The following is a 14,930-nucleotide window of genomic DNA, read 5'->3' on the forward strand; positions in this document are numbered from 1 at the left end:
CCAGAGTTGCGGGACGAGGGCGTTGACGTCAGCAGGATCGCGCAGCCAGGCGGGACCGCGGACCGAGACCGCGGCGTGGGCCCAGCCGGCCTCGTGGGCGCGGGGCATCCCGGTCCCTCACATCCGCTCGGGCGCCGAGACGCCGAGCAGGGCCAGGCCGTTGGCCAGCACGGTGCGGGCGGCGACGACGAGCATCAGCCGGGCCTCGTTGACCGGCGCGACCGGCTCGTCGCCCTGCGGGAGCATCCGGCACTCCTTGGTGTCGTACCACTTGTTGAAGACCGAGGTCGTGTCCTCGAGATAGCGCGCGACCCGGTGCGGCTCGCGGAGCTCCGCGGCGGCGGCCACGACCCGCGGGAACTCGGCCAGCGCCCGCAGCAGCTCCCGCTCACGCTCGTGCGTGAGCAGTGAGGGGTCGAAATCGTCGGGGAGCGACATGCCGAGGTCGGCGGCATTCGCCATCATCCGGCAGGTCCGGGCGTGGCCGTACTGGACGTAGTAGACGGGGTTGTCGTTGGACGCCTTGGTGATCTCGGCGACATCGAGCACCAGCGGGGAGTCGGACGGGTACCGCGCGAGGGAGTACCGCAGCGGATCCACGCCGATCTCGTCCACCAGCTCGTCGAGCGTGATGATCTCGCCGGAGCGCTTGGACATCCGGATCTCTTCGCCGTTGCGCAGGATCTTCACGAGCTGGCCGATCAGGACCTCGATGTTGCGCTCGGGGTCGTCGCCGGCGCAGGCCACCATCGCCTTGAGCCGCCCGACGTAGCCGTGGTGGTCCGCGCCGAGCAGGTAGAGGCAGCGGTCGAAACCGCGCTCCCGCTTGTTCACGTAGTACGCGGTGTCGCTCGCGAAGTAGGTGAGCTCGCCGTTGGTGCGGATCAGCACGCGATCGCGGTCGTCGCCGAAGTCGGTGGTGCGCATCCACAGCGCGCCGTCGGCGTCGTAGAGGTGCCCCTGCGAGCGCAGCTTCTCGATGCTGGCGGCGACGTCGTCGCTCTCGTGGAGGGTGCGCTCGGAGAACCAGACGTCGAAGACCGTGTGGAAGCGTGCGAGCGACTCCTGCTGCTGGCGCAGCTGCACGGCGTACGCAGCCTCGCGGAACGCGGCGGTCCGCTCCTCGCCCGGTGGCAGGTCGGCCAGCTCGGGACTCTCCACCAGCACCGCGTCGGCCAGCTCGGCGACGTACGTGCCCTGGTAGCCGTCGTCGGGCACCGGCTCCCCGAGTGCCCGGGCCTCGACGGAGGCGCCGAACAGGTTCATCTGGTTGCCGCGGTCGTTGATGTAGAACTCGCGGGTCACCGTGGCCCCGGCTGCCTCCAGGACTCGGGCGATCGCGTCGCCGACCACTGCCCACCGGGTGTGGCCGAGGTGGATGGGCCCGGTGGGGTTGGCGGAGATGAACTCCACGTTGACCCGCTCGCCGGCCTGGCTGTCGTTGTGTCCGTACGTCGCACCCGCCGCGACGATGTCGGCGGCGACCTGTCCCTGGGCGTCGGCGGACACGGTGATGTTGAGGAATCCCGGCCCGGCGACCTCGACGGCCTGGACGCCGGTGGCCCGCTCGAGCTCTGCGGCGATCAGCCCGGCGAGGTCGCGCGGCGGCATCCCCGACCGCTTTGCGAGCTGCATCGCGACGTTCGTGGCGTAGTCGCCGTGACCCTTCTCCCGCGGTCGCTCCACCGTCACCTCGCTCGGCACGCCGTCCGGCAGGACGAGCGCACCCCGGTCGACGAGTGAGGTGAGGGCGCCGACGATGGCGCTCGAGAGCTGGGCTGGGTTCACCCGCCAAGCCTATCGGCGCCCTCCGGTTTCGTTCTCACCAGTGACGCCCGGTAGTGTGCGGCTCCGGCGCCGCCGCTGGTTTCGACGGTCGCATGCCTCCGTAGCTCAGGGGATAGAGCACTGGTTTCCGGTACCAGGTGTCGCAGGTTCGAATCCTGCCGGAGGCGCCATAGCTGAGCCGTCACTTGTGTGGCCTCAGAACCAGCTGAGCCGTCACTCCTGCAGGGTTTGGCACCCGCCACCAACCTTCACAACTGACGGCTCGCGCCACTTCCATCCTGCACAAGTGACGGCTCGCGCCGTTCTCATCCTTCACAACTGACGGCTCGCGCCACTTCCAACCTGCACAACTGACGGCTCGCGCCACTTCCATCCTGCACAAGTGACGGGTCGCGCCACTTCCATCCTGCACAAGTGACTGGTCAGCAGCGGCCGAGCGTGGCGTCGGTGCGGGCCGCATCGCCGTAGCGGCGGGCCTGGGCGACGTTCGGGTGGATGATGCTCGCCCCGCCGACGTTGCCGAACGAACCGCCGACCACGCAGGTGTGGATCTTGCGCGGGTCCACCTGCGCCACCACCTGGGCCAGCTCGAACAGCTCGGCCGGCGACAGGTTGGTGTCCATGTTGCGGAGGACCGACGCCACGCCGCGCTCCATGAAGCCCGGCCGCTCGGCCCGGGTCGCGATCTGTCGCTGGATCCCCCGGAGCACCCGCTGCTGGTTCGCCGACCGGTCGAAGTCCCCGCCCGCCAGGCTCTTCCGGATCCGGGCGAACGCCATCGCGCCGTACCCGTTGAGCTTGATCTGGCCCTGCTTGAAGCCCTTCGGTCTGAGGTAGGGGTCGCTGAAGGCACGCGGGTTGTTGACGGTGATGCCGCCGATGTCGTCGATCATGTTCTCGAAGAACGGGAACCGGGTGACCATCACGAAGTCGGGCTGGACGCCCACCAGGCTGCCCACCGTGCGCCCCATGAGCTGCGGGCCGCCGTACGTGAGGGACGCGTTGACCCGGTTCGAGCCGAAGCCGGGGATCGGGACCCACGAGTCGCGCGGGATGCCGATGGAGGACGCGGCGCCGGTGCGGGTGTTGAGGCTCACCATCTGGATGGCGTCACCCCGGGTGCGCGTCATGGTCTCGCCCGGTCGCGCGTCGGACCCGACCGCGAGGATCCAGATCACGTCGTCACCGACGTCGACCCCGTCGGCACCCTTGATTTTCACGAGGCTCAGCTCGGCCGGCCGGACCGCGCTGTCGGGAACGGTGAGGCCGACCAGGCCGAGAACACAGACGAGTGCCACTGTCCGGAGCAGGTGCGGCACGAGACGGGTGAGTGATCGCATCAGCGAACTCCCTTCGTGAGGTCGAAGGCGAAGATCTTCCAGTCACCCTGGCGTTTGGTGAGTCGCAGCTCCCCCTGCACGCGGACCCGCCTCTCCACCTTGCCGGTGGTGCGGAACCCGAGTTGGACATGGGCGGTGCCCGCGACTGCGCGCTTCCGTACGGCGAGCAGGTCCACCTTCACGCGCAGCAGGGTCGGCGTCACCCCATCGATCCGCTCGCCGATCCGCTGGTTCGTCAACAGGCTGCGCTGCCGTCGCGCCGCCTCCGCTGCGCCGGCCGTGAACCCCGGGGGCCTGCCGTTGAAGTCGGAGCGGGGGTACTCACCGGCCACGTACGCCGCCTCCAGGAACCGGACCGCCGTCCGGGAGACCCTCTGCTCCACGCGGGCGCGGTCCTTGCGCGGGAGTCGTCCCACGATCACACCGGACTCGGTGACCGGCTCGATCTGAAGGGTCGGGGCGGCGCTGGGCTCGTGCAGCGGCTCGCTGGGCTCGCTCGGTGCGGACTCGTCGCCGCTGCAGCCGGCCACGGCCAGGACGGCCGCGATCGTCAGGACAGCGGCGAACCGACGCGTGCGCGGTGGGCTGGACATGCTGGTGGCTCCCTGGTGCTTCGGGGTGGTTCTGGGTTCTGTCGGGCCCGTTCGTGGTGCTCTCTCGGGTCTCGCCCGACACCCTGCCCCATCTCCGGGGGACGGCTGCGCATTTGCTGGCGTGTGGGACTAGCCTTGACGCTGACCCCACACACCGCGCGCACCACCGGAAGAGGCGAAACAATCCGTGCCGCAGTCGCCAGGCCACCAGTCCGCTGACACCTCCGATTTCGGAGCCAACGAGTGGCTCGTGGAGGAGATGCTCGAGCAGTACCAGCGTGACCCGAACAGCGTGGCTCCGGAGTGGGTCCGCTACTTCCAGTCGAACGGGAAGCCCAACGGTACGACGGACTCCACGCCGGCCGACGCAGCACCCCCGCAGGCACCCGAGAAGCCGGCCGCGAAGGCACCCGAGAAGCCCGCCGCGAAGGCACCCGAGAAGCCGGCCGCGAAGGCGCCGGAGCAGCCGAAACAGGAAGCCCGGAAGCAGGAAGCCCCGAAGCAGGCCGGCAAGGCGGCGCCGGTCGCCAAGGACCCCAAGCCCGCACAACCCGCGGAGCCCAAGGACGAGCCGAGCTACACCGTGCTGCGTGGCGCTCCCGCGCGGACCGTGCAGAACATGGACGCCTCGCTGAGCGTGCCGACCGCGACGTCGGTGCGGTCGGTCCCGGTCAAGCTGCTCTGGGACAACCGGACCGTCATCAACAACCACCTCGCCCGCGCCCGCGGCGGCAAGGTGTCCTTCACCCACCTGATCGGCTTCGCGCTGGTCAAGGCGCTGCGCAAGATGCCGGAGATGAACGTCGGGTACGACGTCGTCGACGGCAAGCCGACCCTGATCCAGCCGGCCCACATCAACCTCGGTCTCGCGATCGACATGAAGAAGCCCGACGGCACCCGCCAGCTGCTGGTGCCGTCGATCAAGGCTGCCGAGGCGATGGACTTCGCGGCGTTCTGGACCGCCTACGAGGACATGGTCCGCAAGGCCCGGGACGGCAAGCTCACGATCGAGGACTTCCAGGGCACCACGCTCACGCTCACCAACCCCGGCGGCATCGGCACGGTCCACTCGGTGCCGCGGCTGATGAAGGGGCAGGGCGCGATCATCGGCGTCGGCGCGATGGAGTACCCGCCCGGGTGGCAGGGCGCGTCGGAGGAGGCGATCGCGCGCAACGCCATCGGCAAGATCATGACGCTCACCTCGACGTACGACCATCGGGTCATCCAGGGCGCGCAGTCCGGCGAGTTCCTCAAGCAGGTCCACCGGATGCTGCTCGGCGAGGACGACTTCTACGACGAGATCTTCCGCTCGCTGCGGATCCCGTACGAGCCGATCCGCTGGGCCCAGGACATCGCGACGTCCCACGACGACGAGATCAGCAAGCAGGCACGGATCCTCGAGCTGATCCACGCCTACCGCGTCCGTGGTCACATGATGGCCGACACCGACCCGCTGGAGTACCGGCAGCGCAGCCACCCCGACCTGGAGGTCGAGTCGCACGGCCTGACGCTGTGGGACCTCGACCGCGAGTTCGCCACCGGGTCGTTCGGCGGCGAGGGCCGGCGGTTCATGAAGCTGCGCAACATCCTCGGGATCCTGCGCGACTCCTACTGCCGCACCACCGGCATCGAGTACATGCACATCATGGATCCCGAGCAGCGGCGCTGGATCCAGCAGCGCGTGGAGCAGCCGCACGTCAAGCTCCCGCGCGAGGAGCAGCTCCGGATCCTCCTCAAGCTCAACCAGGCCGAGGCGTTCGAGACGTTCCTGCAGACCAAGTTCGTCGGCCAGAAGCGGTTCTCGCTCGAGGGTGGCGAGACGACGATCCCGCTGATCGACGAGATCTGTGAGGAGGCGGCCGGCGCCGGGCTGGAGGAGGTCTGCATCGGTATGGCCCACCGCGGCCGCCTCAACGTGCTGGCCAACATCGTGGGCAAGAAGTACTCGCAGATCTTCCGCGAGTTCGAGGGCAACATCGACCCGCGCACCGTGCAGGGCTCCGGCGACGTGAAGTACCACCTCGGCGCCGAGGGCGAGTTCGTCGCCGACAAGGGCGACCGGATCAAGGTGTCGGTGGCCGCGAACCCGTCGCACCTCGAGGCCGTCAACCCCGTGCTCGAGGGCATCGCCCGGGCCAAGCAGGACGTGCTCGACCGGGGTGCCGAGTTCCCGGTGCTGCCGTTGCTCGTCCACGGCGACGCGGCGTTCGCCGGTCAGGGCGTGGTCGCAGAGACCCTCAACCTGTCGCAGCTGCGCGGGTACCGCACCGGTGGCACGATCCACCTGGTCGTCAACAACCAGGTCGGCTTCACGACCTCCCCCGGCTCGTCGCGGTCCTCGCTCTACTGCACCGACGTCGCGCGGATGGTGCAGGCGCCGATCTTCCACGTGAACGGCGACGACCCCGAGGCCTGCATCCGGGTCGCCGGGCTGGCGTTCGCCTACCGGCAGGAGTTCAAGAAGGACGTCGTCATCGACCTCGTCTGCTACCGCCGGCGCGGCCACAACGAGGGCGACGACCCGTCGTACACCCAGCCTCTGATGTACGACCTGATCGAGCAGAAGCGGTCGGTCCGCAAGCTCTACACCGAGCAGCTGATCGGTCGTGGCGACATCACGATCGAGGAGGCCGAGCAGGTCCTGAAGGACTACCAGCAGCAGCTGGAGCGGGTGTTCACCGAGGTCCGCGAGGCGAGCGCCGAGCCGCCCTCGGAGTGGACGACGGTGCCGGACTACCCCGAGAAGCAGGCGGGAACGGCCACCACGGCAACCAGCCCCGAGGTCCTCAAGCGGATCGCGGACGCGTACGTGACACCTCCTGACGGCTTCACGGTCCACCCCAAGGTGATGCCGCAGCTGCAGCGCCGCGCGGCCGCCATCACCGATGGCCCGATCGACTGGGGCACCGGTGAGATCCTCGCCTTCGGCTCGCTGCTGATGGCGGGGCGTCCGGTCCGGCTGGCCGGTCAGGACTCGCGACGGGGCACCTTCGTCTCCCGGTTCGCGACCATCATCGACCGGACCAACGCCGACGAGTGGACGCCGCTGAGCTCGCTCACGGAGGACCAGGCGAAGTTCTACATCTACGACTCGCTGCTGTCGGAGTACGCCGCGCTCGGGTTCGAGTACGGCTACTCGGTCGCCCGCCCCGACGCCCTCGTCATCTGGGAGGCCCAGTTCGGCGACTTCGTCAACGGTGCGCAGATCGTGATCGACGAGTTCATCACCAGCGGCGAGACGAAGTGGCGCCAGCAGTCGGGCGTGGTCCTGCTGCTCCCCCACGGGTACGAGGGGCAGGGGCCGGACCACTCCTCGGCCCGGATCGAGCGGTTCCTGACGATGTGCGCCGAGGACGCGTTCGTGGTCGCGCAGCCGTCGACACCCGCGTCGTACTTCCACCTGCTACGGCAGCACTCGCTCGGCGAGGACCACCGGCCGTTGGTGGTGTTCACGCCGAAGTCGATGCTCAAGCGCAAGGAGGCGGCCTCGCAGCCGTCCGACTTCACCAACGGGGGGTTCCGGCCGCTCATCACCGACGCGACCGCGGACCCCGAGAAGGTCGACACCCTGCTGCTGTGCTCGGGCCGGATCACCTGGGACCTGATGGTCGACCGTGGCAAGCGCGAGGACTCCGACCGGTTCGCGATCGCCCGCGTGGAGCAGCTCTACCCGCGTCCGACCGAGGAGATCAACGAGTACGTCGAGTCGTTCCCGAACCTGAAGGCGATCCGCTGGGTGCAGGACGAGCCGCGGAACAACGGGCCGTGGCCGCACTACCAGCTCAACGTGTGGCCGGCGCTGGGCCGGGTCGTCGAGCCGGTGACGCGGGCAGCCTCGGCCGCGCCGTCGGTGGGCACCATGAAGCGGCACACCGAGGAGCAGAAGGCGTTGCTCGACCGGGCCTTCGCGCCGCTCCCGGACGGCCCGGCATCCGGGTACTGATGTACTTCACCGATCGCGGCATCGAGGAGCTGGACAAGCGCCGGGGCGGCGAGGAGGTCAGCCTGGCCTGGGTCGCCGAGCGGCTCCAGGAGTTCACCGACCTCCACCCGGAGTTCGAGACGGCCGTCGAGCGGCTCGCCACCTGGCTGGCCCGCCTCGACGACCCGGAGGACTGACCGTCCGTGGCGGGCGGACCGGGCCATCCGGCCGCGCCCTGGCGGATGCACGGCCACGGGTGGGTGTCGCTGTTCCGCGTCCGCGGCACGAGGGTGCGGCCCGACGGTACGTACGTCGCCGGCTTCGTGTCCTACGAGCCGCCGAGCCCGCTGACCTACTCCGAGCTGTTGGTCGCGCGTGTGCTCGACCCGCGACAGGTGGAGATCACCGACATCTGGGTCGACTCGGTCGCCTCCCGCGACGGCGGCCGCACGCTGTGGGCGATCCCCAAGGACCTCTGCGACTTCAGCCTGGAGCACCGGCACACCGGCGTGGTCTCGCGGGCCAGCTGGTCGGCGCGCGCCGAACACCCGATCGCCGCGGCCTCGTTCACCGACGCCTCGAGGCTTGCCCCGCGCCTGCCCTTCCGAGGGCTCGGCACCCGGCAGCCACCACTCCCGGACGACACCGGCGAGCCGGTCGTCGCCGGGCTCCGCGGCTCGGCCAGGCTGCTCCCGTGTCGGGGCAGCTGGGACTTCGAGCCGACCGGACCACTGGGCTGGCTGGGCGACCAGCACCGGCTGGCGTCGTTCCGGGTGGCCGACTTCCGGATCCTGTTCGGAGTGTGAGCCCGCTCAGTCGGCCGGGTCGTCGGCCTCCGCCGACGTCTGGCGGGCGGAGTCGCGGATCGCGAACACCTCGCTCGCGAAGCCGCCGAGCACATCTGCGACGTCCTTGAGGGCGGTGGCCAGGATGGACGCCACCTGCCCGGCTGTCGTGGTCGCGGCCTCGACGACGTGCTGCACCGCGTCCTTGCCGATCTCCGCCTTCGAGAGCTGGTCGTTCACACCACCCATCCTGACGTGGCGGCAGCGATTCCGCCAGCGGCTCCGAGCGGTAGTTCGGTCAGGCGGCCAGGTCCTCGCAGGGCTCCGGCTCGGGCTCGGACTCCTCGACCGCCACCGGCAGCCGCCCGGGCAGCCGGAGCGCGAGCACGACCACGACCAGCGATAGCGCGGCGCCGACCCAGAACGCCCAGCGCAGGCCCCCGAGCATCGCCTCCGCGCCATCGGCACCGGAGCCCGCCAGCTGGGCTGCGCGCGACGACATCACGGTCACGACCAGGGCGGTCCCGAACGCCGCGGCGACCTGCTGCAGCGTGCCGAGCAGCGAGCTGGCGTGGGAGTAGAGGTGCATGGGCACCGCACCCAGACCGAGGGTGAAGACCGGCGTGAACAGCCCGGCCAGGCTCACCATCAGCAGCATGTGGGCACCGAGGAGCACGGCGTACGGCGTCGTCAGCGACACCTGCGTCAGCACGACGAGCGACACCATGATCCCGATCGACCCGGGCACCACCAGCGGCCGGCCGCCGAGCCGGTCGAAGACCCGACCGACCTGGGGCCCGAGCAGACCCATCGCCAGCCCGCCCGGCATCACCAGCAGTCCGGTCTCCAGCGGGCTGAGGCCGCGCAGGTCCTGCAGGTAGAGCGGCAGCAGGATCATCGAGCCCAGCATCGCCATGAACGCGACCGACATCAGCAGCAGCGAGCGCCGGTAGATGGTGTGGGTCAGGGTGCGCAGGTCCAGCAGCGGCGTGCCGGAGCGCTGCAGTCGGAGCTGGCGGAGCACGAAGGTGACGATCGCGGCCACGCCGAACCCGACGATCAGCAGCGGCGTGCTCAGGTCACCGGTACCGAACTGGCTGAGCCCGTACACCAGGCCGCCGAACCCGAACGCGGCGAGCACGACGCTGGTCCAGTCGATCGCACCGGGCTGCGGCTCGCCGACGTTCTCCAGCCGGCTCATGCCGAAGACCATCACGGCGAGCGCGATCGGCAGCACGACGGCGAAGATCAGCCGCCACGAGCCGAGCTGCAGGAGCACGCCGGACACGGCCGGCCCGAGCGCCGGCGCGACGGAGATCGCCAGCGTCACGTTGCCCATCACGCGGCCGCGGTCGTGCTCGGGCACCACCGTCATGAGGGTCGTCATGAGCAACGGCATCATCACCGCGGTGCCGCCCGCCTGCACGATCCGCGCAGCCAGCAGCACCTCGAACGTCGGCGCGAGCGTGGCCAGCAGCGTGCCCGAAGCGAACACGCCCATCGCGGTCGCGAACGCCGTGCGCGTGCTGACCCGCTGGAGGAACCAGCCCGTGGTGGGGATGACCGCTGCCATCGTCAGCATGAACGCGGTCGACAGCCACTGCGCGCTGCGGGCGGTGACTCCGAAGTCGGCCATCAGCCGCGGGATCGCGTTGATCATGACCGTCTCGTTGAGGATCACGATGAACGTCGCGAGCACCAGCCACCGGATGACCGCCGGCGTCCGGGTCTCGGGCGCCTCACGGGCAGGGGTGGGCAGGGCAGACACAGTGCTTCCTTCTCGATCAGGGCTGAGGCTCATGCGGGAACAGACCCGCACGGTCCGATGGATTCATCGGTGATCCATCGTCACCTGTGAACGCCTTCGGCTTCCACCGAATTTCCGGTGACGCCGACCAGCGCAAGAACGGTCAGGTCCCGGGGCGTGGCGCGAGCGGCCGGACCGTCACCTCGGGGATCGTGGCTCCCGGCGTCAGGTCGATGACGTGCCGGATCGTGTCGGCGACCGTCTCGGGGCGCAACCACTGGGTCGAGTCGTAGACCCGACCCTCCTGCTCGTGCACCTTCTCCTGCATCGGGGTCGCCGTGCGGCTGGGGAACACCGTGGTGACCCGGACTCCGTGCTCCTGCTCCTCGGCGCGCAGCGCGTCGGCCACTGCTCGCAGCCCGAACTTCGACGAGGCGTACGCAGCCCAGGTCGGGCTGGCCACCAGCCCTGCCGAAGAGTTCACGAACACGACCAGCCCCCGCGCACGTCGTAGCGCGGGCAGACAGATCTGCGTGAGAAGCACCGGCGCCACCAGGTTGACGTCGACCTGCTCGCGCAGGTCCTCGGCGCTCAGCTCGGCGACGGGGGCCAGGTCGACCACGCCGGCCACGTGCAGCAGGGTGTCCAGCGCGTCGGGCACCTCGAGGGCGGCCACCGACGCGGGGTCGGCGAGGTCGGCGACCAGCGTGCTGGAACCGTCGTACCGCGACGCGAGCTCGGCGGCACGCTCCTCCGACCGCGCAAGCAGGAGCAGTTGGTCGCCCCGCTCGTGCAGGACGTCGGCGATCGCGGCGCCGATGCCGGAACCGGCGCCGGTGATCAGGTGACGCGTCATCGGGTGAACACGATCTTGCCGAAGACGTCGCCGGCCGCCATGGCGGCGAACCCCTCCCGCGCCCGGTCCATCGGGAGCGCGCGGTCGATCACCGGCCGGACGCCGGTGGCATCGAGCATCGTGGTCAGCGACGCCAGCTCGGACCGCGTGCCCATCGTGGAGCCGATGACGCGCAGCTGGAGGAAGAAGATCCGCGTGAGCTCGGCGTCGTCGAGCTTCGGGCCCGACGTGGTGCCGGAGGTCACGATCGTGCCGCCGGGTCGCAGCGCGCGGATCGAGTGGGACCAGGTGGCGCGGCCGACCGTCTCCATCACGGCGTCGACCTTCATCGGCAGTCGTGCGCCGGACTCGAACACGTCGTGCGCGCCGAGCTCGAGCGCCCGTTTGCGCTTGCCCTCGTCGCGGCTGGTGGCCAGCACCCGGAGCCCGCCGGCACGGGCGAGCGCGATCAGCGCGGTGGCGACTCCCCCGCCGGCGCCCTGGACCAGCACCGTGTCGCCCGCCTTCAGACCGCCCTGCTTGAAGAGCATCCGGTACGCCGTGAGCCACGCGGTCGGCAGGCAGGCGGCCTCCTCGAACGACAGCGAGGCGGGCTTGGGCACGACGTTCGCGCGCGGCACGGCCACCTGGTCGGCGAACGTTCCCTGGTGGCGCTCGGACAGCAGCGACCGCTTCGGATCGAGCGTCTCGTCGTCGCCGGTCCAGCCGGGGTCGCTGACCACCGCGTGGACGAGCACCTCGTTGCCGTCCTCGTCCAGCCCGGCCGCGTCGCAGCCGAGGATCATCGGCAGCTGCTCCTCGCGCAGGCCCACCCCGCGCAGGGACCACAGGTCGTGGTGGTTGAGGGCCGCCGCCTTGACGTTCACCGTGGTCCATCCGTCAGGAACCTCCGGATCGGGGCGCTCGCCGACCACGAGGCCGGTCAACGGGTCGTCGGACGAGAAGCTCTCGGCGTACACGGCGAACATGTCGTGACCCTAGCGAGCGACCCCGTCGCGACGCGCCGCGTCGGCGACAGCGGTCGAGACCGCAGGACCGACCCGGTCGTCGAACGGCGACGGGACGATGTAGTCCTCGTGGAGGTCGTCGCCCACCAGTCCGGCGATGGCGTCGGCCGCCGCCACCTTCATGCCTTCGGTGATGGCGGTCGCGTGGACGTCGAACGCCCCGCGGAAGATCCCGGGGAAGGCGAGCACGTTGTTGATCTGGTTGGGGAAGTCGGAGCGGCCGGTGGCGACGACTCTCGCGTACCGGTGCGCCAGGTCGGGGTGGACCTCCGGGTTCGGGTTGGCGAGGCCGAAGATGATCGCCTCGTCGGCCATCGACGCCACGACGTCCTCCGCGACCGTGCCGCCACTGACCCCGATGTACACGTCGGCGCCGGCCATCACGTCCGCCAGCGAGCCACGGCGGTCGAACTGGTCAGCGGTGTCGACCGCGAGCGCCCGCTTCACCGGCGTCAGGTCGTGCCGCTGGGAGTTCAGCACGCCCTGCCGGTCGAGCACGGCGAGGTCGCGCACACCCGCCTCCAGCAGGATCCGGGCAACCGCGACTCCCGCGGCTCCGGCCCCGGAGATGACGACCCGGGTGCCGTCGGGGTCGCGCCCGGTGAGCTTGAGCGCGTTCTGCAGCGCGGCGAGCGCGACCACGGCGGTGCCGTGCTGATCGTCGTGGAAGACGGGGATGTCGAGCAGCTCCTTGAGCCGGGACTCGATCTCGAAGCAGCGCGGTGCCGAGATGTCCTCGAGGTTGACCCCGCCGAAGGACGGCGCGAGCCGGACGACCGTCTCGATGATCTCCTCGACGTCGGTGGTGTCGAGACAGATCGGGATCGCGTCGACCCCGCCGAACTGCTTGAAGAGAACCGCCTTGCCCTCCATCACCGGCATCGCGGCAGCGGGTCCGATGTCGCCGAGCCCGAGCACCGCCGTTCCGTCGGTGACGATGGCGACCGTGTTGGGCACCCATGTGTAGTACCGGGTCAGCTCGGGGTTCGCGGCGATCGCCTCGCACACCCGCGCCACTCCCGGGGTGTAGGCCAACGACAGGTCGTCGCGGCCGGTGAGCGGCACCGTCGACACGACCGCGGTCTTGCCGCCGACGTGCAGGTCGAACACCGGGTCTCCGGCGAACGGGTGCGGGTGCGGGTCTGCCACGGAGACCGATACTGGCACACCGGGCTCCGCGCCCCGTTCGGTCTCAGCTCGCGCGGATCACGCGTGGCCTCGGCCACACCCGGACGAGCGCGACGCCGAGCACGTCGTGGTCGGGCACCGGCCCCCGATGCCGGGAGTCGACTCCGTCAGGGTTGTCGCCGAGCAGCCACCAGGCCGGCGCACCGGCCGACGTCGTACGACGGTCGACGGCCCGTTTCACCGCCAGCGTGCCGTCCGCGAACCGCGCGACGACCACCGCACCTGGCCGGACGCGAGCGCCGTAGCGCACCAGCAACCGGTCGCCGTCGGCCAGTCCGGGGCGCATGGAGTCTCCCCGGACCACGGCCCATCCGAGCGGGACCCGGCCCACCTGTAGGGGTGATGACACGCGGAGTAGTGTCGCAGTCGTCGACCGATTCCTTCACAGATTGGACTGCCGTTGATGTTCGCGAAGCTGTTCACGCCCACCGTCGAGGTCTCGGCCCACTGCGATCTGCCCTGCGGCGTGTACGACCCGGCGCAGGCCCGGATCGAGGCGGAGTCGATCAAGGCGATCATCGCCAAGGTCGCCGACAACGACGACCCGGACTTCCGGACCCGCGCGGTCCTGATCAAGGAGCAGCGCTCCGAGCTGGTCAAGCACCACCTCTGGGTGCTGTGGACCGACTACTTCAAGCCGCCGCACTTCGAGAAGTACCCACAGCTGCACACGCTGGTCAACGAGGCCACCAAGCTCGCCGGCGCCTCGGGCACCAAGGGCGAGATGGACGCCGGCAAGGCCGACGAGCTGCTCGCGAAGATCGACGAGATCGCTGAGATTTTTTGGGAGACCAAGAAGTCGTAGGCACTGTCAAACCCCGCCTGACCTGCGGCGGAGCGTCTCGGGGGTCGCCCCAGTCCGCAGGGAGTCCGCAAGAGGGCTGAGCGCGGTGTCGAGCACGTCGCGGGTGCGGTCCTCGTCGCCTGGGAACATGTGCGCGTAGGTCCGCAGCGTGATCGTGGGCGACGAGTGCCCCAAGAACATCTGAACCTGCTTCACGCTCGCCCCGCCCGGGATCAGCGCCGACGCCGCGAAATGGCGCAGGCTGTGGCTCGTCAGGTCGACTCCCGCGGCCGACGCTGCGTCGGAGAGCAGGCGCTTCCATCGGCGGTAGGTCAGCGGCTCCCCCAGCTCGTCGGTGCACAGCGCCACTGGCGTCGACCTCTCGGCCTGCTCCTCGAGCTCGGCCACGACGACGTCACCCACCGGGACCGTCCGCCGTGACCTCTTCGTCTTGGGCAGCTCCGAGAGGGCGCCTGACTGCAACCGTTGGCGCTCGACCCGGATCGTGCGGAACGTCGTGGAGACGTCGACCGGCGCCAGTCCGAGCAACTCCCCGATCCGCAGCCCTGAGCCCGCGAGGATCGTCACCACGGGCCGCCAGCGCTCGTCCAGCGCCCCGCGCACCCGCTCGATCTCTCCTCCACGGTCGGGACGTCGACCTCGGAGTCAGCCCCGCGCGGAAGGCGGATCTTCTTGCACGGCGAGACCGCGAGCGCGCGGTCCTCGACCGCGGCCGCGAACAGCGCCGCCGTGACGTCGTAGATGTTGCGCACCGATCCCGCCGCGAGCCCTTTGTCCTCGGCCAGGTGCTTCACCATCGCCTGGATGTGGCTCGGCCGGACCTAACTCAGCTTGCGGTGCCCGAGAAACGGCACGACATGGAGCCGGAGCGCGTTGTCGACGATCCGCGCAGTGCCCTC

General features: G+C 70.1%; 15 protein-coding genes and 1 tRNA gene. 5 read left to right on the forward strand and 11 right to left on the reverse strand.

What is annotated here, in order from left to right; translation table 11 throughout:
* Window positions 1-117: 117 nt before the first annotated feature.
* On the reverse strand, window positions 118-1,788 hold the full coding sequence (gene argS / locus VFZ39_RS17315) for an arginine--tRNA ligase (protein ID WP_330867037.1): 1,671 nt from the start codon (window positions 1,786-1,788) through the stop codon (window positions 118-120).
* Between the two features lie 94 nt (window positions 1,789-1,882).
* Here argS and VFZ39_RS17320 point away from each other — a divergent pair.
* A tRNA-Arg gene (locus VFZ39_RS17320) sits at window positions 1,883-1,958 on the forward strand.
* 252 nt (window positions 1,959-2,210) lie between these two features.
* On the opposite strand, the gene VFZ39_RS17325 is transcribed toward VFZ39_RS17320, so the two are convergent.
* Together VFZ39_RS17325 and VFZ39_RS17330 are read right to left on the reverse strand one after the other, a co-directional pair.
* Window positions 2,211-3,128, reverse strand: a complete 918-nt coding sequence (locus VFZ39_RS17325) for an LCP family protein (protein WP_330867038.1) — start codon at window positions 3,126-3,128, stop codon at window positions 2,211-2,213.
* A complete protein-coding gene (locus VFZ39_RS17330; RefSeq protein WP_330867039.1) occupies window positions 3,128-3,721 on the reverse strand; it encodes a hypothetical protein in 594 nt (197 codons plus the stop codon). The genes VFZ39_RS17325 and VFZ39_RS17330 overlap by 1 nt, the downstream gene beginning before the upstream one ends.
* Before the next feature lie 187 nt (window positions 3,722-3,908).
* On the opposite strand from VFZ39_RS17330, the gene VFZ39_RS17335 reads away from it, so the two are divergent.
* The 3 genes from VFZ39_RS17335 to VFZ39_RS17345 are packed head-to-tail and all read left to right on the forward strand — an operon-like array spanning window position 3,909 to window position 8,449.
* Window positions 3,909-7,664 (forward strand): multifunctional oxoglutarate decarboxylase/oxoglutarate dehydrogenase thiamine pyrophosphate-binding subunit/dihydrolipoyllysine-residue succinyltransferase subunit, encoded by a 3,756-nt coding sequence (locus VFZ39_RS17335; RefSeq protein WP_330867040.1) that lies wholly within the window; start codon window positions 3,909-3,911, stop codon window positions 7,662-7,664.
* Entirely contained in the window at window positions 7,664-7,840 is a 177-nt protein-coding gene (locus VFZ39_RS17340) for a DUF6104 family protein (protein ID WP_330867041.1), read from the forward strand. The genes VFZ39_RS17335 and VFZ39_RS17340 overlap by 1 nt, the downstream gene beginning before the upstream one ends.
* A 6-nt stretch (window positions 7,841-7,846) precedes the next feature.
* The gene (locus VFZ39_RS17345) at window positions 7,847-8,449 is read left to right on the forward strand and encodes a hypothetical protein (RefSeq protein ID WP_330867042.1); all 603 of its coding nucleotides are present in this window, start codon (window positions 7,847-7,849) and stop codon (window positions 8,447-8,449) included.
* A 6-nt stretch (window positions 8,450-8,455) separates the two neighbouring features.
* On the opposite strand, the gene VFZ39_RS17350 is transcribed toward VFZ39_RS17345, so the two are convergent.
* The 6 genes from VFZ39_RS17350 to VFZ39_RS17375 form a co-directional block, all read right to left on the reverse strand.
* Window positions 8,456-8,668 carry a hypothetical protein gene (locus VFZ39_RS17350; RefSeq protein ID WP_330867043.1) on the reverse strand — a complete coding sequence of 71 codons (213 nt, stop codon included), beginning with the start codon at window positions 8,666-8,668 and terminating at the stop codon, window positions 8,456-8,458.
* 58 nt (window positions 8,669-8,726) lie between these two features.
* On the reverse strand, window positions 8,727-10,196 hold the full coding sequence (locus VFZ39_RS17355; protein WP_330867044.1) for an MDR family MFS transporter: 1,470 nt from the start codon (window positions 10,194-10,196) through the stop codon (window positions 8,727-8,729).
* A 142-nt stretch (window positions 10,197-10,338) separates the two neighbouring features.
* Window positions 10,339-11,031 carry an SDR family oxidoreductase gene (locus tag VFZ39_RS17360; RefSeq protein ID WP_330867045.1) on the reverse strand — a complete coding sequence of 231 codons (693 nt, stop codon included), beginning with the start codon at window positions 11,029-11,031 and terminating at the stop codon, window positions 10,339-10,341.
* Entirely contained in the window at window positions 11,028-11,999 is a 972-nt protein-coding gene (locus VFZ39_RS17365; RefSeq protein WP_330867046.1) for a zinc-binding dehydrogenase, read from the reverse strand. The genes VFZ39_RS17360 and VFZ39_RS17365 overlap by 4 nt, the downstream gene beginning before the upstream one ends.
* Before the next feature lie 9 nt (window positions 12,000-12,008).
* Entirely contained in the window at window positions 12,009-13,187 is a 1,179-nt protein-coding gene (locus VFZ39_RS17370) for an NADP-dependent malic enzyme (RefSeq protein WP_330867047.1), read from the reverse strand.
* Window positions 13,188-13,230: 43 nt separating this feature from the next.
* A complete protein-coding gene (locus VFZ39_RS17375; protein WP_330867048.1) occupies window positions 13,231-13,575 on the reverse strand; it encodes a S24/S26 family peptidase in 345 nt (114 codons plus the stop codon).
* Window positions 13,576-13,629: 54 nt separating this feature from the next.
* On the opposite strand from VFZ39_RS17375, the gene sodN reads away from it, so the two are divergent.
* A complete protein-coding gene (gene sodN / locus VFZ39_RS17380) occupies window positions 13,630-14,031 on the forward strand; it encodes a superoxide dismutase, Ni (RefSeq protein WP_330867049.1) in 402 nt (133 codons plus the stop codon).
* A gap of 6 nt (window positions 14,032-14,037) precedes the next feature.
* Here the strand turns inward: sodN and VFZ39_RS17385 are convergent, their stop codons facing one another.
* Window positions 14,038-14,634 carry a site-specific integrase gene (locus VFZ39_RS17385; RefSeq protein WP_330867050.1) on the reverse strand — a complete coding sequence of 199 codons (597 nt, stop codon included), beginning with the start codon at window positions 14,632-14,634 and terminating at the stop codon, window positions 14,038-14,040.
* Complete coding sequence (locus VFZ39_RS17390) at window positions 14,595-14,828, reverse strand: hypothetical protein (protein WP_330867051.1); 234 nt, start codon at window positions 14,826-14,828, stop codon at window positions 14,595-14,597. The genes VFZ39_RS17385 and VFZ39_RS17390 overlap by 40 nt, the downstream gene beginning before the upstream one ends.
* Window positions 14,829-14,930: the final 102 nt, after the last annotated feature.

This window comes from Nocardioides sp. (genome assembly GCF_036374615.1).
GTDB lineage: Bacteria > Actinomycetota > Actinomycetes > Propionibacteriales > Nocardioidaceae > Nocardioides.